Annotated in this window: 19 protein-coding genes; 16 read left to right on the top strand and 3 right to left on the bottom strand. The window is 72.7% G+C overall.

The features are described from left to right. The first annotated feature begins 156 nt into the window (after positions 1 to 156). On the top strand, positions 157 to 831 hold the full coding sequence (locus BLR33_RS32210; protein WP_245771814.1) for an enhanced serine sensitivity protein SseB C-terminal domain-containing protein: 675 nt from the start codon (positions 157 to 159) through the stop codon (positions 829 to 831). 336 nt (positions 832 to 1,167) lie between these two features. Here the strand turns inward: BLR33_RS32210 and BLR33_RS32205 are convergent, their stop codons facing one another. After that, the gene (locus BLR33_RS32205; RefSeq protein ID WP_093788266.1) at positions 1,168 to 2,703 is read right to left on the bottom strand and encodes a DUF885 family protein; all 1,536 of its coding nucleotides are present in this window, start codon (positions 2,701 to 2,703) and stop codon (positions 1,168 to 1,170) included. 354 nt (positions 2,704 to 3,057) lie between these two features. Between BLR33_RS32205 and BLR33_RS32200 the strand changes: the two genes are divergently transcribed. The 5 genes from BLR33_RS32200 (at position 3,058) to BLR33_RS32180 (ending at position 9,404) form a co-directional block, all read left to right on the top strand. Then, a complete protein-coding gene (locus BLR33_RS32200; protein ID WP_093788220.1) occupies positions 3,058 to 4,056 on the top strand; it encodes an ABC transporter permease in 999 nt (332 codons plus the stop codon). Between the two features lie 89 nt (positions 4,057 to 4,145). Further along, the gene (locus BLR33_RS32195) at positions 4,146 to 5,927 is read left to right on the top strand and encodes an ABC transporter substrate-binding protein (protein ID WP_093788218.1); all 1,782 of its coding nucleotides are present in this window, start codon (positions 4,146 to 4,148) and stop codon (positions 5,925 to 5,927) included. A 92-nt stretch (positions 5,928 to 6,019) separates the two neighbouring features. Beyond that, on the top strand, positions 6,020 to 7,030 hold the full coding sequence (locus tag BLR33_RS32190; RefSeq protein ID WP_093788216.1) for an ABC transporter permease: 1,011 nt from the start codon (positions 6,020 to 6,022) through the stop codon (positions 7,028 to 7,030). Then, entirely contained in the window at positions 7,027 to 8,169 is a 1,143-nt protein-coding gene (locus BLR33_RS32185; protein ID WP_093788214.1) for an ABC transporter ATP-binding protein, read from the top strand. Before BLR33_RS32190 ends, BLR33_RS32185 begins: the two co-directional genes overlap by 4 nt. Before the next feature lie 35 nt (positions 8,170 to 8,204). Beyond that, positions 8,205 to 9,404, top strand: a complete 1,200-nt coding sequence (locus BLR33_RS32180) for an ABC transporter ATP-binding protein (protein WP_176930708.1) — start codon at positions 8,205 to 8,207, stop codon at positions 9,402 to 9,404. Between the two features lie 86 nt (positions 9,405 to 9,490). Here the strand turns inward: BLR33_RS32180 and BLR33_RS32175 are convergent, their stop codons facing one another. Then, complete coding sequence (locus BLR33_RS32175; RefSeq protein WP_093788212.1) at positions 9,491 to 10,657, bottom strand: cysteine desulfurase family protein; 1,167 nt, start codon at positions 10,655 to 10,657, stop codon at positions 9,491 to 9,493. A gap of 480 nt (positions 10,658 to 11,137) precedes the next feature. After that, positions 11,138 to 11,998, bottom strand: coding sequence for a thioesterase family protein (locus BLR33_RS32170; protein ID WP_093788210.1), 861 nt, complete (start codon positions 11,996 to 11,998; stop codon positions 11,138 to 11,140). A 122-nt stretch (positions 11,999 to 12,120) separates the two neighbouring features. On the opposite strand from BLR33_RS32170, the gene mnmA reads away from it, so the two are divergent. The 10 genes from mnmA (at position 12,121) to gatB (ending at position 24,251) form a co-directional block, all read left to right on the top strand. Next, positions 12,121 to 13,308: a tRNA 2-thiouridine(34) synthase MnmA gene (gene mnmA, locus BLR33_RS32165; protein WP_093788208.1), complete on the top strand. Its 1,188-nt coding sequence runs from the start codon at positions 12,121 to 12,123 to the stop codon at positions 13,306 to 13,308. Positions 13,309 to 13,508: 200 nt separating this feature from the next. Continuing rightward, positions 13,509 to 14,039, top strand: a complete 531-nt coding sequence (locus tag BLR33_RS32160; protein ID WP_093788262.1) for an LOG family protein — start codon at positions 13,509 to 13,511, stop codon at positions 14,037 to 14,039. After that, the gene (locus BLR33_RS32155) at positions 14,036 to 14,722 is read left to right on the top strand and encodes an SDR family oxidoreductase (protein WP_093788206.1); all 687 of its coding nucleotides are present in this window, start codon (positions 14,036 to 14,038) and stop codon (positions 14,720 to 14,722) included. The genes BLR33_RS32160 and BLR33_RS32155 overlap by 4 nt, the downstream gene beginning before the upstream one ends. 272 nt (positions 14,723 to 14,994) lie before the next feature. Then, positions 14,995 to 15,954, top strand: coding sequence for a methionine synthase (locus BLR33_RS32150; protein WP_093788260.1), 960 nt, complete (start codon positions 14,995 to 14,997; stop codon positions 15,952 to 15,954). A 47-nt stretch (positions 15,955 to 16,001) separates the two neighbouring features. Further along, entirely contained in the window at positions 16,002 to 18,218 is a 2,217-nt protein-coding gene (gene ligA / locus BLR33_RS32145) for an NAD-dependent DNA ligase LigA (protein WP_093788204.1), read from the top strand. Between the two features lie 234 nt (positions 18,219 to 18,452). Continuing rightward, on the top strand, positions 18,453 to 20,546 hold the full coding sequence (locus BLR33_RS32140) for a putative bifunctional diguanylate cyclase/phosphodiesterase (RefSeq protein WP_093788202.1): 2,094 nt from the start codon (positions 18,453 to 18,455) through the stop codon (positions 20,544 to 20,546). 116 nt (positions 20,547 to 20,662) lie between these two features. Next, a complete protein-coding gene (gatC, locus tag BLR33_RS32135) occupies positions 20,663 to 20,962 on the top strand; it encodes an Asp-tRNA(Asn)/Glu-tRNA(Gln) amidotransferase subunit GatC (RefSeq protein ID WP_093788200.1) in 300 nt (99 codons plus the stop codon). Between the two features lie 5 nt (positions 20,963 to 20,967). Further along, on the top strand, positions 20,968 to 22,461 hold the full coding sequence (gatA, locus tag BLR33_RS32130) for an Asp-tRNA(Asn)/Glu-tRNA(Gln) amidotransferase subunit GatA (protein ID WP_093788258.1): 1,494 nt from the start codon (positions 20,968 to 20,970) through the stop codon (positions 22,459 to 22,461). After that, entirely contained in the window at positions 22,458 to 22,718 is a 261-nt protein-coding gene (locus tag BLR33_RS32125; protein WP_093788198.1) for a hypothetical protein, read from the top strand. Before gatA ends, BLR33_RS32125 begins: the two co-directional genes overlap by 4 nt. Before the next feature lie 30 nt (positions 22,719 to 22,748). Continuing rightward, positions 22,749 to 24,251, top strand: a complete 1,503-nt coding sequence (gatB, locus tag BLR33_RS32120) for an Asp-tRNA(Asn)/Glu-tRNA(Gln) amidotransferase subunit GatB (protein ID WP_093788196.1) — start codon at positions 22,749 to 22,751, stop codon at positions 24,249 to 24,251. Positions 24,252 to 24,298: the final 47 nt, after the last annotated feature.

The following is a 24,298-nucleotide window of genomic DNA, read 5'->3' as shown; positions in this document are numbered from 1 at the left end:
GGTTGAGTCGTACGGCGTTCCACCCGGCGCGCTCGACCTGGTTTGATGGCGTGCGAGTCGGGTGCAGGGGCAGGACCACACAGGGGAAAGGGGCGGTCCCACGTGATCGCGGGCGCGCAAGGCGGTGCGGCGGCGGCCGGGCATGTGGAGCAGGCGATGCTCCAGGTGGCGCCCGGCCGGTTCGACGCATACGAGAACCTGCTCGCGTCGCTCGCCGACGGCCAGGTGTGGATGCTGCTGTGGCACGGCTCGGCGGGGGCGCCCGACGCGCAGTACGGCGCGATGGAGGTCGCCGGGCACTCCTACGCGCCCTGCGTCACCTCGCCGCGGGAACTCGCGGCCAGCGGCTGGAACCGCGAGCACGAGGTGGTCTCCGGGCGCGAGGTCGCCCGCGCGCTCTACCCCGAGCGGTCCGGGCTCTGGCTCAATCCGCACGCCGCCGACGGGGGTGTCGGCATTCCCTGGGCGGATCTGCGGCGGATCGCCGTGGGTCTGGAGCTGCTGCCGGCCGGGCCGCTGCAGATCGGGGAGCCGTCGCTGCCGCTGCCGCAGTTCCACGCGCTGCTCGCGCAGGCCGCGCGTCGGACGCCTGCGGTGCGGGCGTTGCGGCAGGCGTGGGTGCAGCCGGTGCTGGGGGAGCCGTATCTGGCGATCGGGGTGGAGGTGTACGAGGGGGTGCCGCAGGCGGTGGAGTCGGTGCGGCTGATGATGCAGCAGACGGTGTCGGGTGTGCCGGAGGGGGTTGCCGTCTCCACTGTGGCGATGGCGGATCCGTATGACCCGGTGGCGCTGTGGATGCGGGTGTTCGGGCGGCCGTTCTTCGAGCGGTGAGGCGGTTTCCGGTCGGTGCGGCCGGGGTGTCGGGGGGCGGGGTGGCCGGGGTGGCCGGGCGTCTGGTGTCGGGGGGCGGGGTCGGCGGGGGGAGGGGTTCGAGATGAGGCATATTTACGGCGCGCTCTGCTTCTGACGATGCGTCGGGCTCTTTACCGCGCCACAAATATACGAATCATCTCGAACCCCTCCCCCCGCCGCCCCCTTGGGGGCCTGGGCCGGTCACCGCGGTGGGTGGCTGGGGTGGTCTGGCTGGGCGGGTGGGCTGGGTGGGCCCGTACGGGGGGCCCTTGGGCAGTGGCTCGGCTTGCTGTGCGGTAGTCGGATCGGCTGGGGTCAGCGCTCCCGGGTGGGGTGGGGGGTGTCAAGTGCTGCTCGGAGGAGGCCCAGTGGGGGGCTGCCCAGGGTGAGGAGGGCGGTGTGGAAGCGGGGGAGGGTGAAGGTGGGGCCCCAGGTGTGGCGGGCTTCGTCGCGGAGGCGGAGGATTTCGAGTTTGCCCCAGGTGTAGCGGCCGTAGGCGGCGTCCACTGTGGCGCGGCGGGCTTCGGCGGCAGCGGCGGCGGGGGTGAGGTGGGCGTCGGTGACGAAGCGGTGGGCCGCGTCGGTGAGGGACAGGGCGCGGGTGTGCAGGCCGATCGCGCAGGTGAGGCGGGTGGTGCGGACGAGGCCCTCCAGGGCGACGCCGATGGCGAAGCGCGGGTCGCCGGAGCGGAAGCCCTCGTCCAGGCAGACCTCCTCGACGTAGTGCGCCCAGCCCTCGGCGAAGGACAGGCTGTGCAGCAGGCGGCGGACGGGGCTCGCGAGCCGGCGCAGGGAGCGGGCGTGGGCGAAATGGCCGGGCGCGACCTCGTGCACCGTGACGGAGGGCAGGCTGGTGCGGCTGAAGACGGCGAGCCATTCCTCGCGCTCCTCGGCCGGCCAGTCCGGGTCGGGCGGGGTGACGTGGTACCAGGAGGGCGACTCCGCCTCGGCGGGGGCCGCCCAGGACATCATGGCCATCGCCCAGCGGCGGGACGGCGGCGCGGGTCCGACCAGGCACTCGCCGTCCACGTGGGGCGCCAGGCCCCGTTCGCGGGTGAAGGCGATCGCCTCCTCGGCCAGGCGCTCGGCCGCGGCGATGACGCCGTCGGGGCCCGGGTGGTCCGCGAGCAGGTCCGGCAGCAGCTCGGCGACACCGCGCCGCGGGTCCAGCGCCCGGCAGGCGTCATGGAGCAGCTCGGTGAGCCGCTCGCGTTCGCGCTCGGCGTCCTCGGCCAGGCGGCTCAGGTCCACCCGTACCCCCTCCGGCGCGCCCATCAGGGCGGAAAGGGCCCGGCCGCCGATGCTCGGGTCGGGGTCGCCGTCACGGGCGCACCGCTCCAGATGGGCGACCAGGCGGGCGTGCGCGCGCAGCGCGTCGGCCTCCACCCGGCCGGCCCCGGGGTCGAGGCCCGCGGCCAGCGCGCGGGCGGAGCCGAGCAGTGCCTCGGCGACGGGGGCGCGCACCTGGTCCAGCGAGGCCAGGGCGCCCGCCACGGCGTCCGGCCAGCCGGACAGGTGCGCCCGGCGTGCGGCGGCGCGCTCCCGGCGGGAGGCGTACTCCCGGTCGTAGCAGGCCAGTTCCAGGTTGGACAGGTGCTGGTGCGGGTCGCTGCGGTGCAGTTGCAGATCGCCGAACTGGACGTGCAGCGCCTTCTCGAAGACCCGCAGGTGCGCCTCGTCGTGGGGGTCGTCGGCCCGGCCGGAGCGGCGCGCCCGGGACAGCGCGGACAGCGCGGAGCGCACGCCGCCGGGGGAGAGGTCCTGTACTCGCCCGTCGTACTCGTGCAGGCCGGACATCTCCCTGGCCTGGGGCATCATCAGGTCGCACACCGCGCGCAGCCGGGTCTCCACCACCCGACCGTACCGCTGTGTACGGGCGGGTAACGGACGAAGAATCACCACATCACAGTTGCGCATCCCTTCACCGTCAGGTCTGGCGGGTGATCGCGGCCGGGCAGAAGAATCCACCGGCAGGGGGAGCGGGTCTTGTGACAGGCCCTACCGTTTATCGGAACAACGCCCGCAACGCGCGTGATACGGCGGGCGGTTCGTCGCATACCCGGCAATCGCAGCATTGCAGTACCTTCAGAGCACTTCGAGCACCATGAGCAACGTGAGCAGCAACCCGAGCAGCAACGTGGAGCACAAGCCGCTACAGCGGCGGGCGCGCGCCGGTCACCCGCCGGCGAGAGGGGTCAGTCGCACATGACCGCACCGATAGAGACCACCGCGGGGCAGGCCGAGGCCCAGCCCGAGGCCGTCCTGAGCGGGGCCGGGCAGAGCATGATCGAGGGCCGCTCCCTCGGTCAGATCGCCTGGCGCCGGTTCAAACGCGACAAGGTGGCCGTGGCGGGTGGCATCGTTGTCATCCTGCTGGTGGTGCTGGCGATCCTGGCCCGCCCGATCGAGTCGATCTTCGACCTGGACCCGGACAAGTTCCACCAGAACCTGGTCGACCCCGAACTGCTGGCCCCCAAGGGCGGCTGGGGCGGCATCAGCTGGTCCCACCCGCTGGGCGTCGACCCGCTCTACGGCCGCGACATGCTCTCGCGCATCATCGAGGGCTCCTGGCTGTCGCTGCTCGTGGCCACCGGCGCCACCGTGCTCTCCAACGTCATCGGCACCGTGCTCGGCGTCGTCGCCGGCTACTACGGCGGCTGGGTGGACAGCCTGATCAGCCGGATCATGGACATCTTCCTGGCGTTCCCGCTGCTGCTCTTCGCGATCTCCATCTCCGCCGCCCTGCAGGACGGCGCCTTCGGCCTGAGCGGGCTGCCGCTGCGCATCTCGGTGCTGATCTTCGTCATCGGCTTCTTCAACTGGCCCTACATGGGCCGCATCGTCCGCGGCCAGACGCTCAGCCTGCGAGAACGGGAGTTCGTCGAGGCATCGCGCAGCCTCGGCGCGCGCGGCCCGTTCATCCTCTTCCGCGAGCTGCTGCCGAACCTGGTGGCGCCGATCCTGGTCTACTCCACGCTGCTCATCCCGACGAACATCCTCTTCGAGGCGGGCCTGAGCTATCTCGGCGTCGGCATCGCCCCGCCGCAGGCCTCGTGGGGCAACATGCTCACCGACGCGGTCACCTACTGGCAGATCGACCCGATGTACATGATCGTGCCGGGCGCGGCCATCTTCATCACGGTGCTCGCCTTCAACCTGCTCGGCGACGGTCTGCGCGACGCCCTCGACCCTCGCGGCAAGTAGTACCGACGCTCCCGCACACCCGCCGGCCGGCGCCGCACCGCGGCCGGCTCAGCTCCGCAATTCCACCCGATCTGGAGGCCGTTCTCGGCATGAACAGCAGAAAAGCGACAGCGGCGCTGGCGCTCGTCACGGCACTCGCCCTGGGAGCGTCCGCCTGCAACGGCAACTCGAAGAACAGCAGCAGCTCCAAGCCGGGTTCCACCGGCGGCAGCAGCAGCTCCGCGACCGGCAAGGACGCGGCCCTGAACAGCATCGTGAACCCCTCCACCAAGAAGGGCGGCACGGTGACCATGGAGGAGTCCGACGTTCCGGACTCCCTGGACCCGGGCAACACCTACTACGGCTGGGTGCAGAACTTCTCGCGCCTCTACAGCCGCACCCTGCTGACGTTCAAGCCGGCCGCCGGCCACGACGGCCTCACCGTCGTGCCCGACCTCGCCACCGGCCTGGGCAAGGCCAGCCCGGACGCCAAGACCTGGACGTACACCCTGCGCAGCGGGGTCAAGTTCCAGGACGGCACCCCGGTGACCTCCAAGGACGTCAAGTACGCGATCGAGCGCAGCAACTTCGCGCCCGAGGCGCTGTCCAACGGCCCGACGTACTTCAAGGCGTACCTGGCCGGCGGTGACAAGTACAAGGGCCCGTACGCGGACAAGAACCCGAACGGGATCGCGTCGATCGCCACGCCGGACGACCACACGATCGTCTTCCACCTGGCGAAGCCGTTCGCCGACTTCGACTACCTGGCGACGTTCTCGCAGACCGCTCCGGTCGAGCAGTCCAAGGACACCGGCGCCAGCTACGTCAACCACATCCAGTCGACCGGCCCCTACATGTTCCAGTCCTACCAGGACGGACAGGGCGCCACGCTGGTGCGCAACCCGCAGTGGGTCGCCTCCACGGACCCGATCCGCAAGGCGCTGCCGGACAAGATCACCATCAAGTTCAAGGTGGCCGCCACCACCGTCGACGACGACCTGCTCGCCGACAACATCACGGTCGACGCGGCCGGCACCGGTGTGCAGCCGCAGACGCAGCCGAAGCTGATCACCCAGAAGCAGTACGCGGACCAGAGCGACGACCCGTACGCGGGCGCCACCTCGTACATGGCGATCAACCCCAACGTCGCGCCGTTCAACAACATCCACTGTCGTGAGGCCGTGGAGTGGGGCGTGAACAAGGCGTCGGTCCAGCAGGCGCTCGGCGGCGCGGTCCACGGCGACGTGGCCAGCACGCTGCTGCCGCCGTCGGTGAACGGCTACAGCAAGTTCGACCTGTTCCCGTCGAAGGGCAACGCCGGCGACGTCAGCAAGGCGAAGGCCGCGCTGGCCGCCTGCGGCAAGCCGAACGGCTTCTCGGCGAACATCACGGCCCGCACCGACCGGCCCACCGAGGTCGCCGCGGCCACCGCGATCCAGCAGGCGCTCAAGCCGATCGGCATCAACCTGTCGATCAAGACCTACCCGTCCGGCAAGTACTTCTCGAACTTCGCCGGCGTGCCGAGCTACGTGCACAGCCACGACCTCGGCCTGATGCTGATGGCGTGGGGCGCCGACTGGCCGACCGGCTACGGCTTCCTGGACCAGATCGTCGACGGCAGCGCCATCAAGCCCTCGGGCGGCAACAACCTGATGGAGCTGAACGACCCGACCATCAACAAGGCCCTGTCCGACGCGATCGCCAACACCGACGCCGCGGCCCGTACCAAGGCGTGGGGCGACATCGACAAGATGGTCATCAAGACCGCGACCGTCGTGCCGCTGGTGTACCGCAAGAACCTGCTGTACCGCCCGAAGTCGGCCACCAACGTGACCGTGACGCAGGCGTACCTGGGCATGTACGACTACACCCTGATCGGCTCGTCGAAGTAACCGACGGCGCCGCGTTCATCCCGAAAGGCAGGTGAAGGCACCGGGGCCGCCGGACATCGTCCGGAGTCCGGCGGCCCCGATGCCGGACAGTTGTGACTGCGTACATCATCCGACGCGTGATCGCGGCGATAGTGCTGCTGCTGGTGGTCAGCGCAGTCACCTTTGCGATCTTCTTCCTCGTGCCCCGGATCGCGGGGCAGACCACCACCCAACTCGCCACCCAGTACGTCGGCAAGGACGCCAACCCCGCGTCCATCGCCGCGGTCAAGAAGAACCTCGGCTTCGACCTGCCGCTCTACGAGCAGTACTGGCACTTCATCAAGGGCATCTTCGCCGGCGCCCACTACAAGTTCGGCCCGGACGCGGCCACCTGCCACCGGCCCTGCTTCGGCTACTCCTTCAAGAGCCACGTCGAGGTCTGGCCGCAGCTGAAGTCCCGCATCCCGGTGACCATCTCGCTGGCCATCGGCGCCGCCGTGCTGTGGGTGGTCTCCGGTGTCGCCATCGGCGTCGTCTCCGCCCTCAAGCGCGGCAGCGTCATCGACCGGCTCTCCATGGGCGTGGCGCTCACCGGCGTCTCGCTGCCGATCTTCTTCACCGGCCAGCTGCTGCTGGCGCTGCTGAGCTACCAGTGGGGCTGGTGGACCAACGTCCACTACGTCTCCATCACCGCCGACCCGGCGCAGTGGGCGTGGAACCTGATCCTGCCCTGGGTGAGCCTGGCCTTCCTCTACTCCGCCCTGTACGCCCGGCTGACCCGGGCCGGCATGCTGGAGACGATGGGCGAGGACTACATCCGCACCGCCCGCGCCAAGGGCCTGCCCGAGCGGACGGTGGTGCTCAAGCACGGGCTGCGCTCCGCGCTCACCCCGATCGTCACCATCTTCGGCCTGGACTTCGGCCTGCTCATCGGCGGCGCCCTCCTGACCGAACAGGTCTTCTCCCTGCAGGGCATCGGCAACTACGCCGTCGGCGCCGTCCAGGACAACGACCTGCCCAAGATCCTCGGCGTCACGCTGATCGCGGCGTTCTTCATCGTGGTCTGCAACCTGCTGGTCGACATCGTGTACGCCGCCCTCGACCCCCGCGTGAGGTACTCGTGAGCAGCGACGACGGCAACAGCAGCACTCCGGGCGTATCGGTCGCCAAGGAAGCGGCCGGGCCGGTCCCCGAGCAGCGGGGGGCGGTCGGCGAGCCGGTCGCCGCCGCGGCCCCGGCCGCCGCCGACGCCTACCTGTCGGTGCGGGACCTGCGGATCCAGTTCCACACCGACGACGGCATCGTGAAGTCGGTGGACGGCCTCAGCTTCGACGTCCGGCGCGGCCGCACCCTGGGCATCGTCGGCGAGTCCGGCTCCGGCAAGTCCGTCACCTCGCTGGGCATCATGGGCCTGCACCGCGGCGCCCGCGCCAAGGTCAGTGGCGAGGTCTGGCTGGACGGCGAGGAGCTGATCGGGGCCGACCCGGACAAGGTCCGGCGGCTGCGCGGCAGCAAGATGGCGATGATCTTCCAGGACCCGCTGTCCGCGATGCACCCGTACTACACGGTCGGCAGCCAGATCGTCGAGGCGTACCGGGTGCACCACAAGGTGTCCAGGCGCGAGGCCGCCGAGCGGGCGATCGAGATGCTCGACCGGGTCGGCATCCCCGAGCCGCGCAAGCGGTTCCGGGACTACCCGCACCAGTTCTCCGGCGGTATGCGCCAGCGCGCCATGATCGCCATGTCGCTGGTGAACAACCCCGAACTGCTCATCGCCGACGAGCCGACCACCGCGCTCGACGTGACGGTGCAGGCGCAGATCCTGGACCTGATCCGGGACCTGCAGCAGGAGTTCGGCTCCGCGGTCATCATGATCACCCACGACCTGGGCGTGGTCGCCGAGGTCGCCGACGACCTGCTGGTGATGTACGCGGGGCGGGCGATCGAACGCGGCACCGCCGAGAAGGTGTTCACCCAGCCGCAGCACCCCTACACCTGGGGCCTGCTCGGCTCGATGCCCCGGCTGGACCGCGAGCGGTCCGAGCGCCTCAACCCGGTCAAGGGCACCCCGCCGAGCCTGATCAACGTGCCGTCCGGCTGCGCCTTCCACCCGCGCTGCCCGTACGCCGCGCTCACCGGCGGCTCCTCGGATTCGGTCGTCCCCGAGCTGCGCGAGGTGGCCCCCGGCCACGTCGTCGCCTGCCACCTGGCCGAGGACGAGCGGACCCGGATCTGGACCGAAGAGATAGAACCGAAGCTGTGAAGGGCCAGGACGAAGCCGTGGCGGAGAACACCTCGCTGGACCAGGCGGGCAAGGCACCGGACAGCACGCCGGACGGCCCCGGTACGACCGCCGAGGCGGCCGTGGCCAAGCCGCGCAAGGCGCCGGGCGAGCCGCTGCTGAAGGTCGAGGGGCTGGTCAAGCACTTCCCGATCACCAAGGGGCTGCTGCGCCGCCAGGTCGGCGCGGTCAAGGCGGTGGACGGGCTGGACTTCACGGTCGCGGCCGGCGAGACGCTGGGCGTGGTCGGCGAGTCCGGCTGCGGCAAGTCCACCATGGGCCGGCTCATCACGCGGCTGCTCGAACCCACCGGCGGCCGGATCGAGTTCGAGGGCCGCGACATCACCCACCTGAGCACCGGGGCGATGCGGCCGATGCGCCGCGACGTCCAGATGATCTTCCAGGACCCCTACTCCTCGCTGAACCCCCGCCACACGATCGGCACGATCGTCGGCGCGCCCTTCCGGCTGCAGAAGGTCGCCACCGAGAACGGGGTGAAGAAGGAGGTCCAGGGGCTGCTGGAGCTGGTGGGCCTGAGCCCGGAGCACTACAACCGCTACCCGCACGAGTTCTCCGGCGGCCAGCGGCAGCGCATCGGCATCGCCCGCGCGCTGGCGCTCAAGCCCAAGCTGGTCGTCGCCGACGAGCCGGTCTCCGCGCTGGACGTCTCGATCCAGGCGCAGGTGGTCAACCTGCTGGACGACCTGCAGTCCGAGCTGGGCCTGACCTACGTGATCATCGCCCACGACCTGTCGGTGATCCGGCACGTCTCGGACCGGATCGCGGTGATGTACCTCGGCAAGGTGGTCGAACTCGCCGACCGCGAGTCGCTCTACTCCGCGCCCTTCCACCCCTACACCCGGGCGCTGCTGTCCGCGGTGCCGGTGCCGGACCCCAAGCGGCGCCAGGAGGCGGTGGCCAAGACCGAGGAGAAGAAGGCGGCGCTGGCCGCCGGCACCGCGCCGAAGGAGGCCGCCGCCGACGGTCCGGCCCAGATCGGCGCCGGCGGCCGCATCCTGCTCACCGGTGATGTCCCCTCGCCGATCGCGCCGCCGCCCGGCTGCCGCTTCCACACCCGCTGCTGGAAGGCGACGGAGATGTGCGCGGTCACGCCCCCGCCGCTGGTCGAGCTGGCCCCCGGCCACCAGGTGGCCTGCCACCACCCGGAGAACGCGGAGGACCAGCACCCCGGCGACAAGGCCCTCGCCAGGGCCTGACCGGCGGACTCGGCAGAACGCCCCCGGGGCGCCCGCGCACATCGCGTGCGGGGCGCCCCGGGGGCGTTTCCGGCTACGGGAGGCCGTCAGGTCAGGCCCGCAGCGCGGGCGCGGCTGACGGCCGGGCCGATGGCCGCGGCGAGGTCGGCGACATCCTGCGGGGTCGAGGTGTGGCCCAGGGAGAACCGCAGGGTGCCGCGGGCGTCGTCGGGGGAGCGGCCCATGGCGAGCAGCACATGGCTGGGCTGGGCGACGCCCGCGGTGCACGCCGAGCCGGTGGAGCAGGCGATGCCCTGGGCGTCCAGCAGGAGCAGCAGGGCGTCGCCCTCGCAGCCGGGGAAGGTGAAGTGGGCGTTGCCCGCCAGGCGCCCCTCGGGTGACGGGTCGCCGTTGAGCACCGCGTCGGGCACCGCGGCCAGCACCTGCGCGACCAACCGGTCGCGCAGGGCGCCGATCTCGTGCGCGAAGTCGGCCTGCCGCTGGGCCGCGAGGGCGCCGGCGGTGGCGAAGGCGGCGATGGCGGGCACGTCCAGGGTGCCCGAGCGGCTGCGCTCCTGGCTGCCGCCGTGCAGCAGCGGTACGGGGGTGTCCTCCCGGCGCAGCAGCAGGGCGCCCACGCCGTACGGGCCGCCGACCTTGTGCCCGGTGACGGTCATCGCGTGCAGGCCGCTGCGGGCGAAGTCCACCGGGGTCTGGCCGAACGCCTGGACGGCGTCGGAGTGCATGGGCACGCCGAACTCGCAGGCGATCTCGGCGAGTTCGGCGATCGGGAGGATCGTGCCGACCTCGTTGTTCGCCCACATCGCCGTGATCAGGGCGACGTCGTCGGGGTTCTTCTCCAGGGCCGCGCGCAGCGTCGCGGGCCGCACCCGGCCGAGGTCGTCCACCTCCAGCCACTCGACGACCGCGCCCTCGTGCTCCTCCAGCCAGAAGACGGTGTCCAGCACGGCGTGGTGCTCCACCGGGCTGGACAGCAGCCGCACCCGGCGCGGGTCCTCCGCCCGGCGGGCCCAGAACAGGCCCTTCACGGCGAGGTTGTCCGACTCGGTGCCGCCGCCGGTGAACACCACCTCGCTCGGGCGGGCACCGAGCGCTGCGGCGAGGGCCTCGCGGGACTCCTCCACGGTGCGGCGCGCCCGCCGCCCGGGGGCGTGCAGCGACGAGGCGTTCCCCGTGGCGGTCAGCTGGGCGGTCATCGCCTGCACGGCCTCTGGGAGCATCGGCGTTGTGGCGGCGTGATCGAGGTAGGCCATGATCCCCCGAGTCTACGGCTCCCCCCGGGGTTCCCGGCGCCACGGTTGCCCCTCGCTTTCGGGCGGGCGGGGGCGGAGTCCCGCCGTCGGGGTTCGCCACCGTTGCCGCCTGCCGCGCCGTCGTGGCCGGTCGCGTAGTTCCTCCCCCAGAGCTTCGCCTGGGAGGTACCCCCAGCGCCCCTTTCGGGTTCCGTCTGCCCCACGGGGTTCGATGCCGTCCCGAGGCCGGTGGTCTCTTCTGGGGGTGCCCCCTCTGGGGGAGCAGTTCCCCGCGCCCCTGAGGTGCTCGCCCTGGGCGCGAAGGGCGAGGTTTTTCAGGGGCGCGGGGAACTGCGCGACCAGCCCAGGACCGGCCGGCGGCCGGGGACGCGGAGAAGCTCCTACGGCGGGGAGCCGTTCTTGGGGGCGCGGGGAACTGCGCGACAAGCCATGTGCGGGCGGCACTCGGCACCGTAGAGGAACCCTTGCGGCGGGGAGCCGTCACCCTCTCGGGGCGCGAGCCAATTGGCGGGACTGCGCCACGAGCCGGTCCTCGCAGTCCCACACCTCGGCGTCCTCCTCGAGGAGCCCGCCCGCCAGGTTGCGGGTGGTGATGGCGACCCGCAGGCGCCCCGGGGCGGGGCGGCGGCGGACGTGGACGGTGAGTTCGAGCGTCGGCGTCCAGCCCTTGAGCCCGAGGTCGAACGCGGTCGGCGGCAGCGCGTCCACCGCGAGCAGCAGGGAGAGCGCGTCGTGCGGGCGCCCGTCCGCGAGCCCGAACCAGCCGCGCATCTCGCCCCTGCCGGAGGGCGCGCCGACCGCCCAGCCGCAGGTCGCGGGGTCCAGCCGCAGGTCGATGCGGTCCAGGAAGTCCTGGGAGCCGCTGACCGGGCCGCCCTCGGGCCCGTCCGCGGACGACAGGCACTGCTCGTACGCCGGCATCCGCGGCGGCCGCGCGGTGGTCCGCACCTCCCCGGGCAGGGCGTCCAGCTCGCCGTACGCGGCGACGACCCGCATCCGCTCGACCTCGCGCCCCTCGGCGTCGAACTGGTACAGCGACGCCTGCCCGGTGGACATGCTGCGCCCGGTGCGCACCGCCTCGGTCCGCACCACGGCCGGGCCGGCCTGGGAGGGGGTGAGGTAGTGCGCGGTGATGGTGAGCGGGTCGCCGTGCGGCAGCGCGTCGCGCAGGGCGCGGCCGACGAGGGCGAGCAAGTAGCCGCCGTTGACCGCCGCGATGATCGTCCAGCCGCCGGAGAGGGCGCAGTCGTACACGCCGGGCTCGCCGGGCCGCGGCACCACCGCGGTGTCCCGGTCGAACTCGCTGTCCCCGATGGCCGCCAGGGCCGGTGCGTCTGCCATGTCCGTAGGTTACCCATCGGTAGGGAAGGGTTGTCCACCCGCACAGGGCGAACACCGGGGGACCGCCCGGTCTTCCTGAACCGTCCCGGCCGCGTCACGGCAGTGTCCCGGCGCCGCGGGAAATGCCGCGCGGGCCGCCCGCCCGCGGCCGTTACCCTGGACGGGTGAGCGACTTCCCCAATGAGCCCCCGCGGCAGCGGCTGCGCGTGCTGGCGGCGATGAGCGGCGGTGTGGACTCCGCGGTCGCGGCCGCGCGGGCCGCCGAGGCCGGGCACGACGTGACGGGGGTACACCTCGCCCTGTCGGCGAACCCGCAGAGCTTCCGCACCGGCGCCCGCGGCTGCTGCACTGTCGAGGACTCGCGCGACGCCGCCCGCGCCGCCGACGTCATCGGCATCCCCTTCTACGTGTGGGACCTCGCCGAACGCTTCCGCGAGGACGTCGTGGACGACTTCGTCGCGGAGTACGCCGCCGGCCGCACCCCCAACCCCTGCCTGCGCTGCAACGAGAAGATCAAGTTCGCCGCGCTGCTGGACAAGGCGCTCGCCCTCGGCTTCGACGCGGTCTGCACCGGCCACTACGCCGCCGTCGTCACCGGCCCCGACGGCCGCCGTGAGCTGCACCGCTCCGGCGACGCCGCCAAGGACCAGAGCTACGTGCTCGGCGTCCTGGACGAGCGGCAGCTCGCCCACGCGATGTTCCCGCTCGGCGACACCCCCGCCACCAAGGACGAGATCCGCGCGGAGGCCGAGCGGCGCGGCCTGGCCGTGGCCCGCAAGCCCGACAGCCACGACATCTGCTTCATCGCGGACGGCGACACGCAGGGCTTCCTCGCCAAGCGGCTGGGCGCCCAGGAGGGCCCGATCGTGGACGAGAGCGGCGCCGTGGTCGGCACCCACACCGGCGCCTACGGCTTCACCGTCGGCCAGCGCAAGGGGCTGCGGCTGGGCGTGCCCGCGGCGGACGGCAAGCCGCGCTACGTGCTGGACATCTCGCCGGTGCGCAACACCGTCACCGTGGGCCCGGCCGAGGCGCTGGAGGTCACCGCGCTCACCGCGATCCGCCCGCGCTGGTGCGGCACCCCGCCGCAGGGCCCGGCGGCCTACACCGCGCAGCTGCGCGCCCACGGCGAGGACGTGCCCGTCACCGCCGAACTGGCGGACGGCACCTTGTCGGTGGAGTTCGCCGAGCCGGTGCGCGGTGTCGCCCCCGGCCAGGCCGTCGTCCTCTACGACGGCACCCGTGTGGTCGGCTCGGCGACCATCGCCACCACCGACCGCGCCACCGCGTCCGTACGGCGCACCGCGTGAGCGGCTCCACCAACGGCCCGGCGGCCGGGTCCGCCGCCGGCCCCGAGCCGGTGGGCGAGCCCGTGACCGAAGTGACCGAACTCACCGAACTCATCGAAGTGACCGAGGTGACCGAGGCCGGCAGCGCTCCGGCCGGGCCCGGCCGGGGCGCCGCGACCGACCCGCTGACCGGTCCGGCCGCCGCGCCGCCCGCCCGGCCGATGAACGTCTGCGTGTTCCTGTCGGCCGCCGACCTGCCCGAGCGCTACACCGCCCCGGCCCGGGAGTTCGCCGAACTCCTCGGCAAGGGCGGCCACACCCTGGTGTGGGGCGGCTCGGAGGCGGGGCTGATGAAGGTCGTCGCCGACGGGGTACGGGCGGCCGGCGGCCGGCTGGTCGGGGTCTCCGTGGAGTTCCTGCACCACAAGGCCCGCCCGGACGCCGACGAGATGGTGGTCACCGCGGACCTGGCCGCCCGCAAGGCCGAACTGCTGCGCCGGGCCGACGCGGTGGTCGTCATGGTCGGCGGCATGGGCACGCTGGACGAGGCCACCGAGATCCTGGAGCTGAAGAAGCACGGGCTGCACGCCAAACCTGTGGTCCTGCTCAACAGCGCCGGGTTCTACGACGGCCTGCTGGAGCAGTTCCGCAGGATGGACGCCGACGGCTTCCTCCCGCTGCCGCTCGCCGAACTCGTGTACTTCGCCGACGACGGCGCCGACGCGATGGCCTACCTCCAGGAGCACGTGTGATCCACCTCGTCACGGGCGCCGGGTCCGGCATCGGCAGCGCGCTCGCCCGCCGGCTGCTCGACCGCGGCGACGAACTGTGGCTGCTCGCCAGGGACGCCGGGCGGGCCCGCACGCTGGCCGCCGAGTTCCCCGGCGCCCGCACCCTCGTCGGCGACCTCGCCGAGCCGTCCCGGCTGTCCTGGGCGCTCGGCCACCAGACCCCGCCGGACCGGCTGGACTCCCTGCTGCACGTGGCCGGCACGGTCGAACTCGGCGCGGTCGGCGACCTCACGCCGAAGGTCTGGAACGAGACCCTGGCGGTCAACCTCGTGGGCCCCGCCGAGCTGACCCGCCTGCTGCTGCCCCAGTTGCGGCTCTCCCGCGGCACCGTGGTCTTCGTCAACTCCGGTGCGGGCCTGAGCGCTTCGGCCGAGTGGAGCGCCTACGCGGCCAGCAAGCACGGCCTGAAGGCGCTCGCCGACTCGCTGCGCGCCGAGGAGCACGCCGCCGGCGTCCGGGTGACCACGGTGTACCCCGGCCGCACGGCGACCCCGATGCAGCAGAAGGTCCACCAGCAGGAGGGCAAGGCGTACGACCCGCAGCGGTGGATCGCGCCCGACTCGGTTGCCACCGCGGTCCTCACCGCCCTCGACCTGCCCCGCGACGCCCACATCCCCGACCTCACCATCCGCCCGGCGCACTAGCCGCCACAGCCTCCCGCGCCCCCGGGCCGTACGGGGCTCGCTTTGCGCGCGAAGGGAAAGGTTCGTCCAGGGGCGCTGGGGGTACCTCCCAGGCGAAGCTCTGGGGGAGGAACTGCGCGACCAGCCCGGACGGCGCGGCAGTCGGCAACGGCGGCGAACCCCGACGGCGGGTGGCCGCCCCCGCGCCCGGCGGCGGATATGGTGCGGGCGTGAGTAGCGATGATCTCGACAAGGCCCTGCTGGAGCCCGCCGCGGCGACCGGAGTCGGGTCGATGCCCGGGGGCGACGCACGCGAGGCGGTGAAGGTCGCGGTCGAGGCGGTGCCGCTGCCCTTCCTGCCGGAGCTGCCGGCCCGCGGCGCCGGGGCGGACATGATCGGGCGGACGCTCGGGATGCTCGTGGAGCTGTACGCCCGGGTGGAGCCCAGCGGGTGGCGGTTCGGCGACCGGCCGGGGCGGGACAGCCGGCGGTCCGTCTCGTGGCTGGGCGAGGACCTGGACGCCCTGGAGGAGTTCACCCAAGGCTACGAGGGCCCGCTGAAGGTGCAGGCCGTCGGGCCGTGGACGCTGGCCGCGGGCGTGGAGCTGCACAACGGCGAGGCCGCGCTCGGCGACCCGGGCGCCTGCCGGGACCTGGCCGCCTCGCTCGCCGAGGGCCTGGCCGCCCACCTGCGGGACGTCCGCCGCCGCGTGCCCGGCGCCAGGCTGCTGCTCCAGCTCGACGAACCCTCGCTCACCGCCGTCCTGCGCGGGCGGATCCGCACCGCCAGCGGCTACCGCACCCACCGGGCCGTGGACCGCGCGGTCGCCGAGGGCGCCCTGCGCGACCTGATCGAGGCGGCAGCCGCCGAGGGCGCCCGCACCCTCGTCCACTCCTGCGCGCCCGACGTGCCCTTCGCGCTGCTGCGCCGGGCCGGCGCGGCCGGCGTCTCCTTCGACTTCGACCTGCTCACCGAGCGTGACTGGGACCCCGTCGCCGAGGCCGTCGAGGCCGGCACCGCGCTCTTCGCCGGTGTCGTGCCCGGCAAGGATGCCCCGTTGTCGGACCCAGCCGGTAGCGTCAGTGGTGTCCGGGAGCTGTGGCGCAGGCTGGGGCTGGCACCGGGGGTCCTGGGGACCTCCGTGGCCGTCACCCCCTCCTGCGGTCTGGCGGGGGCCTCGCCGGCCTACGCCCGGGCCGCGCTCGTGCACTGCGCGAAGGCGGCCCGCTCGCTCGTCGACAACCCGGAGTGACCGCAAGGGCCGCCGGGACGCAGGCCGTACGAAGGAGGGACACGGACGTGGCAGCCGAACAGGACGCCGGGCAGGCGGAGATCCCCGCCGAGGCCCGCGAGGAGCACGCGCGCCTGGCCGAGCAGGTCGAGGAGCACCGCTTCCGCTACTACGTCAACGACGCGCCGGTGGTCAGCGACGCGGAGTTCGACCGGCTGCTGCGCCGGCTGGAGGCCCTGGAGGAGGAGCACCCGGGCCTGCGCACCCCCGACTCGCCCACCCAGAAGGTCGCGGGTGCCTACGAGACGGAGTTCACCTCCGTCCGGCACCGCGAGCGCCTGCTCTCGCTGGACAACGCCTTCACCGACGAGGAGCTGACCGCCTGGGCCGACCGGGTCGCCGCCGAACTCGGCCCGCCGGACAACGAGCGCAGCCCGTACCACTTCCTGTGCGAGCTGAAGGTGGACGGCCTCGCGGTCAACCTGACGTACGAGCACGGCCGCCTCACCCGCGCCGCCACCCGCGGGGACGGCATCACGGGCGAGGACATCACGCCCAACGTGCGCACCATCCGCACCATCCCCGAGCGGCTGTCGGGCGACCGCGTGCCCGCGCTGGTGGAGATCCGCGGCGAGGTGTACTTCCCCGGCGAGGCGTTCGAGGAGCTGAACGCCAAGCTGGTCGAGGGCGGCGACAAGCCGTTCGCCAACCCCCGCAACGCGGCGGCCGGTTCGCTGCGGCAGAAGGACCCGCGGATCACCGCCTCGCGCCCGCTGCGGATGGTGGTGCACGGCATCGGCGCCCGCGAGGGCTTCGCCATCGACCGCCAGTCGCACGCCTACGAGCTGCTGCGCGAGTGGGGCCTGCCCACCACCACGCACGCCAAGGTGGTCGACTCCATGGCCGGCGTCGCCGACTTCATCGCCTACTACGGCGAGCACCGGCACGACGTGGAGCACGAGATCGACGGCGTCGTCGTCAAGGTGGACGAGATCCCGCTGCAGGGCCGGCTCGGCTCCACCTCCCGGGCCCCGCGCTGGGCGATCGCCTGGAAGTACGCCCCGGAGGAGGTCAACACCAAGCTGGTGGACATCCGGGTGGGCGTCGGCCGCACCGGCCGCGTCACCCCGTACGCGGTGGTCGAGCCGGTCACCGTGGCCGGCTCCGAGGTCGAGTTCGCCACCCTGCACAACCAGGAGGTCGTCAAGAAGAAGGGCGTCCTGATCGGCGACACCGTGGTGCTGCGCAAGGCCGGGGACGTCATCCCCGAGATCCTCGGCCCGGTCGCGGACCTGCGCGACGGCAGTGAGCGCGAGTTCGCGATGCCCGCCGAGTGCCCCGAGTGCGGCACCGCGCTGCAGCCGATGAAGGAGGGCGACATCGACCTGCGGTGCCCCAACGCCCGCTACTGCCCGGCCCAGTTGCGCGAGCGGATCTTCTACCTCGCAAGCCGCCGCGCGCTGGACATCGAGGCGCTGGGATACGTGGCGGCCACCGCGCTCACCCAGCCGATCGAGGGCGAGCCGCCGCTGAAGGACGAGGGCGACCTGTTCGGCCTGGACATCGACCGCCTGCTGCCCATCCGCTCCTACGTGCTCGACCAGGACAGCGGCCTGCCCAAGCGGGACCCGGAGACCGGCGAGGAGAAGACCGTCACCTTCTTCGCCACCCAGAAGGGCGAGGCGAAGAAGAACGCGCTGGCCATGCTCGACAACATCGCCGCCGCCAAGGACCGCCCGCTGTCCCGGTTCCTGACCGGTCTGTCGATCCGGCACGTCGGCCCGGTCGCCGCGGCCGCGCTGGCCCGCGAGTTCCGCAGCCTGGAGCGGATCATGGCCGCCGAGGAGGAGCAGCTCGCCGCCGTCGAGGGCGTGGGGCCCACGATCGCCGCCTCCGTCGTGCAGTGGTTCACCGAGGACTGGCACCGCGAGATCGTCCGCAAGTGGCAGGAGGCCGGCGTCTCCTTCACCGAGCCCGGCGGCGACGAGGGCCCGCGCCCGCTCGAAGGGCTCACCGTCGTGGTGACCGGGACACTCACCGGGCATACCCGGGATGGCGCAAAGGAGGCGCTGGGCAGCCGAGGTGCGAAAGTGACCGGTTCGGTGTCGAAGAAGACCGACTTCGTGGTCGTCGGCGACAACCCCGGCTCCAAGTACGACAAGGCCGTGCAGCTCAAGGTGCCGATCCTGGACGAGGAGGGGTTCGCGGTGCTGCTGGAGCAGGGCCCCGAAGCGGCGCGTGAAGCTTCGGTGAATCCACCGGAAACTGCGCCCGCGGAGGACTGAACTACCCCAGGATGTCACTCGATCGGCCGATATCCGCATCCCTCGTTCCGGTGAGGAACTCCCCGTTCGCATTCGGGCAATGGCAGCCGATCGGTGCCCGCGGCGGCGCCGCGCGGCCTACTGTTGAGGGGCGCTCCTGTCGGGGCACCAACATTGCAGTGGCCGGGCGGGGATCGCCGGGCCGACCGGCGCGGCGCACCTGTGCGTACGACCACGCTGGGAGAGGGAACGGGCATGGAACCCACGCAGAGCGCCGGGGGCGCGCCGCCCGGCGCGGTGCTGCGCCTCCTGCCCGCTCCTCCCGCCCGGGTCGTGCGCTGGCTGGTGCCGCCGGCCGCGGCGGCCGCCCTCGTCCTCGGTCTGCTCGACGCGCTCTCCGACGGACACGCGCTCTTCCCCGGCGGCACCCTCGGCTGGGCGCTGGCGGTGCTCACCGGGATCGTGGTCGGGCACTTGGTGGCGATGGGGCGCGACCGATGGTGGGGCGGTACCGGTTCCGGTGCCGCCCTCGTGCTTGCGGTGCAGATGCTCGCCGGCTGGGTGCCCGCCGTGCTGGTCAGCCTCGCCGTGGTGGTGCTGGTCGGCGCCGCCCGCCGGCACCGCTGGCGGCAGGCGCTGCTGCACGGCGCCGTGGACATCCTCGGGATCGGCGCCGCCGCCGGGACGCTCGGCCTGTTCGGCCACCACCCCTCCGTGGAGCGGCCCTGGGTGCCCGACAACTGGTCGTGGACCGCGCTGCCCGCTGTCGTCGTCACCGCGCTGGCCTACCTGGCCGTCACCCGCATCCTGCTGTGGGCCGTCCACGCCCCCCGCGGCGGGCTGCCCACCGTGGCCCGGATCGCGCTGGCCCGGCAGGGCATGGTGGGCGTCGCACTGCTCGGCATCTCGCCGCTGATCCTCGTCGTCGCCTGCCACGAGCCGGCCGTGCTGCCGCTGTTCGCGGTGCCGCTGATCGCCCTGGACTCCACGCTGTGGATCGCCCACGCCCGCGCCGAGGAGCAGCTGCGCGACCCGCTCACCGGCCTGCCCAACCGCCAGTGGCTGCTGGAGCGCGCCTGGGCCGCGATCGACACCGCGGGCGAGGAGGACGACGCCAAGGTCGGGCTGATCCTCATCGACCTGGACAAGTTCCGCTCGGTCAACGACACCCTCGGCCACCTCGCCGGCGACCGGCTGCTGCTGCAGATCGCCGAGCGGCTGCGGCTGGCCCTGCCGCGCGGCGCCGAGGCGGCCCGGCTCGGCGGCGACGAGTTCGCGGTGCTGCTGCCCGCCTGCGACTCCGTGACCCGCGCCCAGCGGGTGGCCCGCGGCCTGGTCGCCGCTCTCGGCTCCCCGCTGGACCTGGACGGGATGACGCTGGTGCTGGAGGCGAGCGCCGGCGTCAGTGTCTACCCCGAGCACGCCTGCGACGCCGAGGGGCTGCTGCGCCGGGCCGACGTGGCGATGTACCAGGCCAAGCGGGACCGTAGCGGCGCCGAGGTCTACGAGGCCCGGCGCGACGCCAACACCCCCGACCGGCTCGGGCTGCTGGGCGACTTGCGCCGGGCGCTGGACTCCGGCGAGGTCCAGCTCCACTACCAGCCCAAGGTGCGCTTCGACGGCGAGGTGGCCGGCCTGGAGGCCCTGGTCCGCTGGGTGCACCCGGAGCGGGGCCGGGTCAGCCCGGAGGAGTTCATCCACATCGCCGAGACCTCCGGCCTGATGCCGCGCCTTACCGAATACGTGCTGGACACCGCGCTGGCGCAGATCGCCCGCTGGCGGCGGATGGGCCTGTTCGCACCGGTCGCGGTCAACATCTCGCCGCGGGACGTGCACAGCCCCGGGTTCGCCGGCGCGGTCGCCGCGCGGCTGGCCCGGCACCAGGTGCCGCCCGGCGCCCTGCAACTGGAGATCACCGAGCACGTGCTGCTGGAGGACCCGCAGCGGGCCGCCGACACGCTCAACGGGCTCACCGGCCACGGCGTGAAGATGTCGCTGGACGACTTCGGCACCGGCTACTCCTCCCTGGTGCACCTGCGGCGGCTGCCGGTCAGCGAGCTGAAGATCGACCGCTCCTTCGTCGCCCGGCTGATCGCCGACGCCGAGGACGCCGAGATCGTCCGCTGCACCATCGACCTCGCCCATTCGCTCGGCCTGCTGGTCGTCGCGGAGGGCGTCGAGGACGACGAGACGTGGGAGCGGCTGCGGGACCTGCACTGCGACGCCGTCCAGGGCTGGCTGGTCGCCGCCGCGATGCCCGCCGACGAGGCCACCGCGTGGCTGCGCGCCCGCCAGGCCCGCCCCACCGCCGCCCTGGACCTGCGGGGCTCCCAGGTCCCCAACCTGTAGGACCCCCGCGGGCCTCCGCGCGCCTCCGCGGGAGGGGCCGTCGCGACGCCGGGGGTGCGCGGGCCCGTAGGATTGGGGATCACGGAAACACCCACCCCCTCAAAAAGGATCGCTGCATGCCTGGCATCACGCGCGAGGAGGTCGCCCACCTCGGCCGGCTGGCACGTCTGGAGCTGTCCGGCGAAGAGCTCGACCACTTCGCCGGACAGCTCGACGACATCATCGGCGCCGTAGCCCGCGTATCCGAGGTGGCCGGCGAGGACGTCCCGCCGACCTCCCACCCGCTGCCCCTGACCAATGTGATGCGCCAGGACACCGTCCGGCCGTCGCTGACCGCGCAGCAGGCCCTTTCCGGCGCGCCCGCGCAGGAGCAGCAGCGTTTCAAGGTGCCGCAGATCCTGGGCGAGGAGGCGTGACCGCCGTGACCGACATCATCCGGCTGACCGCGGCCGAGACCGCGGCCCGCATCGCCTCCGGCGAGCTGACCGCCGTCGAGGTCGCCGAGGCGCACCTGGCCCGGATCGAGGCCGTGGACGAGAAGGTCCACGCCTACCTGCACGTGGACCGCGAGGGCGCCCTCGCGCAGGCCCGCGCGGTGGACGCCAAGCGGGCGGCGGGCGAGCCGCTCGGCCCGCTGGCCGGCGTGCCGCTGGCGCTGAAGGACATCTTCACCACCGAGGGCGTGCCCACCACCGTGGGCTCGAAGATCCTCGAGGGCTGGATCCCGCCGTACGACGCCACCGTCACCAAGCGGCTGAAGGACGCCGACGTGGTGATCCTCGGCAAGACCAACATGGACGAGTTCGCGATGGGCTCCTCCACCGAGAACAGCGCCTACGGCCCGACCGGCAACCCGTGGGACCTCACCCGCGTGCCCGGCGGCTCCGGCGGCGGCTCGGCCGCGGCCCTGGCCTCCTACCAGGCGCCGCTCGCGATCGGCACCGACACCGGCGGCTCGATCCGGCAGCCCGCCGCGGTCACCGGCACCGTCGGTGTGAAGCCCACCTACGGCGGGGTCTCGCGCTACGGCATGGTCGCCTTCTCCTCCTCGCTCGACCAGGGCGGGCCCTGCGCGCGCACCGTGCTGGACGCCGCGCTGCTGCACGAGGTGATCGCCGGGCACGACCCGATGGACTCCACCTCCATCGACGCCCCCGTGCCCCCCGTGGTCGAGGCCGCCCGCAGCGGCGACGTGGCGGGCCTGCGGGTCGGCGTGGTCAAGGAGCTCGGCGGCGAGGGCTACCAGGCCGGCGTCGTCGAGCGGTTCAACGAGTCGGTGGAGCTGCTGCGCGGTCTGGGCGCCGAGGTCGTGGAGCTGTCCTGCCCGTCGTTCACCTACGCGCTGGCCGCCTACTACCTGATCGCGCCCTCGGAGTGCTCCAGCAACCTGGCCCGCTTCGACGCGATGCGCTACGGGCTGCGGGTCGGCGACGACGGCAGCCACTCCGCCGAGGAGGTCACCGCGCTCACCCGCGAGGCCGGCTTCGGCCCGGAGGTCAAGCGCCGGATCATCCTGGGCACCTACGCGCTCAGCTCCGGCTACTACGACGCGTACTACGGCTCGGCGCAGAAGGTCCGCACCCTGATCGCGCGCGACTTCGAGCGGGCCTTCGAGCAGGTCGACGTCGTGGTCTCGCCCACCACGCCGACCACGGCATTCCCGATCGGCGAGCGGGTGGACGACCCGCTGGCGATGTACCTGGCCGACCTGTGCACCATCCCGGTCAACCTGGCGGGCAACGCGGCGATGTCGCTGCCCTGCGGACTGGCACCGGAGGATGGTCTCCCGGTGGGCCTGCAGATCATCGCGCCCGCGCTCAAGGACGACCGGCTCTACCGGGTCGGCGCCGCCGTCGAGGCCGCCTTCGTTGCGAAGTGGGGCCATCCGCTGCTCGAGGAGGCACCGCAGCTGTGACCACCGACAAGAAGTCCACCGCGAAGACCACGGACAAGGGCGAGAAGAGCGGCAAGGGCAAGGGCGGCACGTACCTGTCCATCGGCACCTCGCTGTTCAGCGGCTTCACCGCCGTGAAGAAGGTCCGCGCCGCCCGCGCCGAGGACGACACGCTGCAGCTGGTCGACGCCCTGCTGCGGGCCGCCGTGGTGACCACCGGCATCGTGCTGCTCGTCCGCGAGCTGCGCAGGGCCAACGACGACAGCCTCAGCGGCTGACCGGCCGGAGACGAAGAGGTAGAGCGAAAAGTGACCGTCACGGATCTGCTGTCCTACGAGGACGCGCTGGCGTCGTACGACCCGGTGATGGGCCTGGAGGTCCACGTCGAGCTCGGCACCAGGACCAAGATGTTCTGCGGCTGCTCCACCGCGCTGGGCGCCGAGCCCAACTCGCAGACCTGCCCGACCTGCCTCGGCCTGCCCGGCGCACTGCCGGTGGTCAACGAGAGCGGCGTGGAGTCCGCGATCAGGATCGGTCTGGCGCTCAACTGCGAGATCGCGCAGTGGTGCCGGTTCGCCCGGAAGAACTACTTCTACCCGGACATGCCGAAGAACTTCCAGACCTCGCAGTACGACGAGCCGATCGCGTACAACGGCTACCTGGACGTCCAGTTGGAGGACGGCGAGGTCTTCCGGGTGCACATCGAGCGCGCCCACATGGAGGAGGACACCGGCAAGTCCACCCACATCGGCGGTGCCACCGGCCGCATCCACGGCGCCTCGCACTCGCTGCTGGACTACAACCGGGCCGGCATCCCGCTGATCGAGATCGTCACCAAGCCGATCGAGGGCGCGGGCGCGCGCGCCCCCGAGGTGGCCCGGGCGTACGTCGCCGAGCTGCGCGAGCTGATCCGCGCGCTCGGGGTCTCCGAGGCCCGGATGGAGATGGGCCAGCTGCGCTGCGACGTCAACCTGTCGCTGCGCCCGCTGGGGGAGAAGAAGTTCGGCACCCGCAGCGAGACCAAGAACGTCAACTCCCTGCGCAGCGTGGAGCGCGCGGCCCGGTTCGAGATCCAGCGGCACGCCGCCGTGCTCTCCTCGGGCGGCACCATCGTGCAGGAGACCCGGCACTTCCACGAGGAGGACGGCTCCACCACCTCCGGCCGGATCAAGGAGGAGGCCGAGGACTACCGGTACTTCCCCGAGCCCGACCTGGTGCCGATCGCCCCGCCGCGGGAGTGGGTGGAGGAGCTGCGCGGCTCGCTGCCCGAGCTGCCGCTGGCCCGCCGGGAGCGGCTGAAGAAGGAGTGGGGCATCTCCGACTTCGAGATGCAGTCCGCCCTCAACGCCGGTGCCATCGACCTGATCACGGCCACCATCGACGCCGGCGCGGACGCCGCCTCGGCCCGCAAGTGGTGGATGGGCGAGCTGGCCCGGCACGCCAACGAGGCCGGGGTGGAGCTGTCCGAGGTGGCGATCACCCCGCAGCAGGTGGCCCGGATCTCCGCGCTGGTGGCGGCCGGCGAGCTCAACGACAAGCTCGCCCGGCAGGTCATCGAGGGCGTGCTGGCCGGCGAGGGCGACCCCGACCGGGTGGTGGAGAAGCGCGGCCTGAAGGTCGTCTCCGACGAGGGCGCGCTGAACGCGGCCGTCGACCAGGCCATCGCGGACAACGCGGCGGTCGCCGACAAGATCCGCGGCGGCAACCTGGCCGCGGCCGGCGCCCTGATCGGCGCGGTGATGAAGCTCACCCGCGGCCAGGCCGACGCCAAGCGGGTCCGCGAGCTGGTGCTGGAGAAGCTGCAGGGCTGACCCGGCGCCAGATCCCGCCGAAGGCAGGGAATCCAAGGAGCGGCACC

Origin of the sequence: Actinacidiphila guanduensis, assembly GCF_900103985.1 — a bacterium.
In the GTDB taxonomy this organism is placed as follows: Bacteria; Actinomycetota; Actinomycetes; order Streptomycetales; family Streptomycetaceae; genus Actinacidiphila; species Actinacidiphila guanduensis.
The sequence above is the reverse complement of the archived record's forward strand: the minus strand, read 5'-3'. Positions and strand labels throughout refer to the sequence as shown.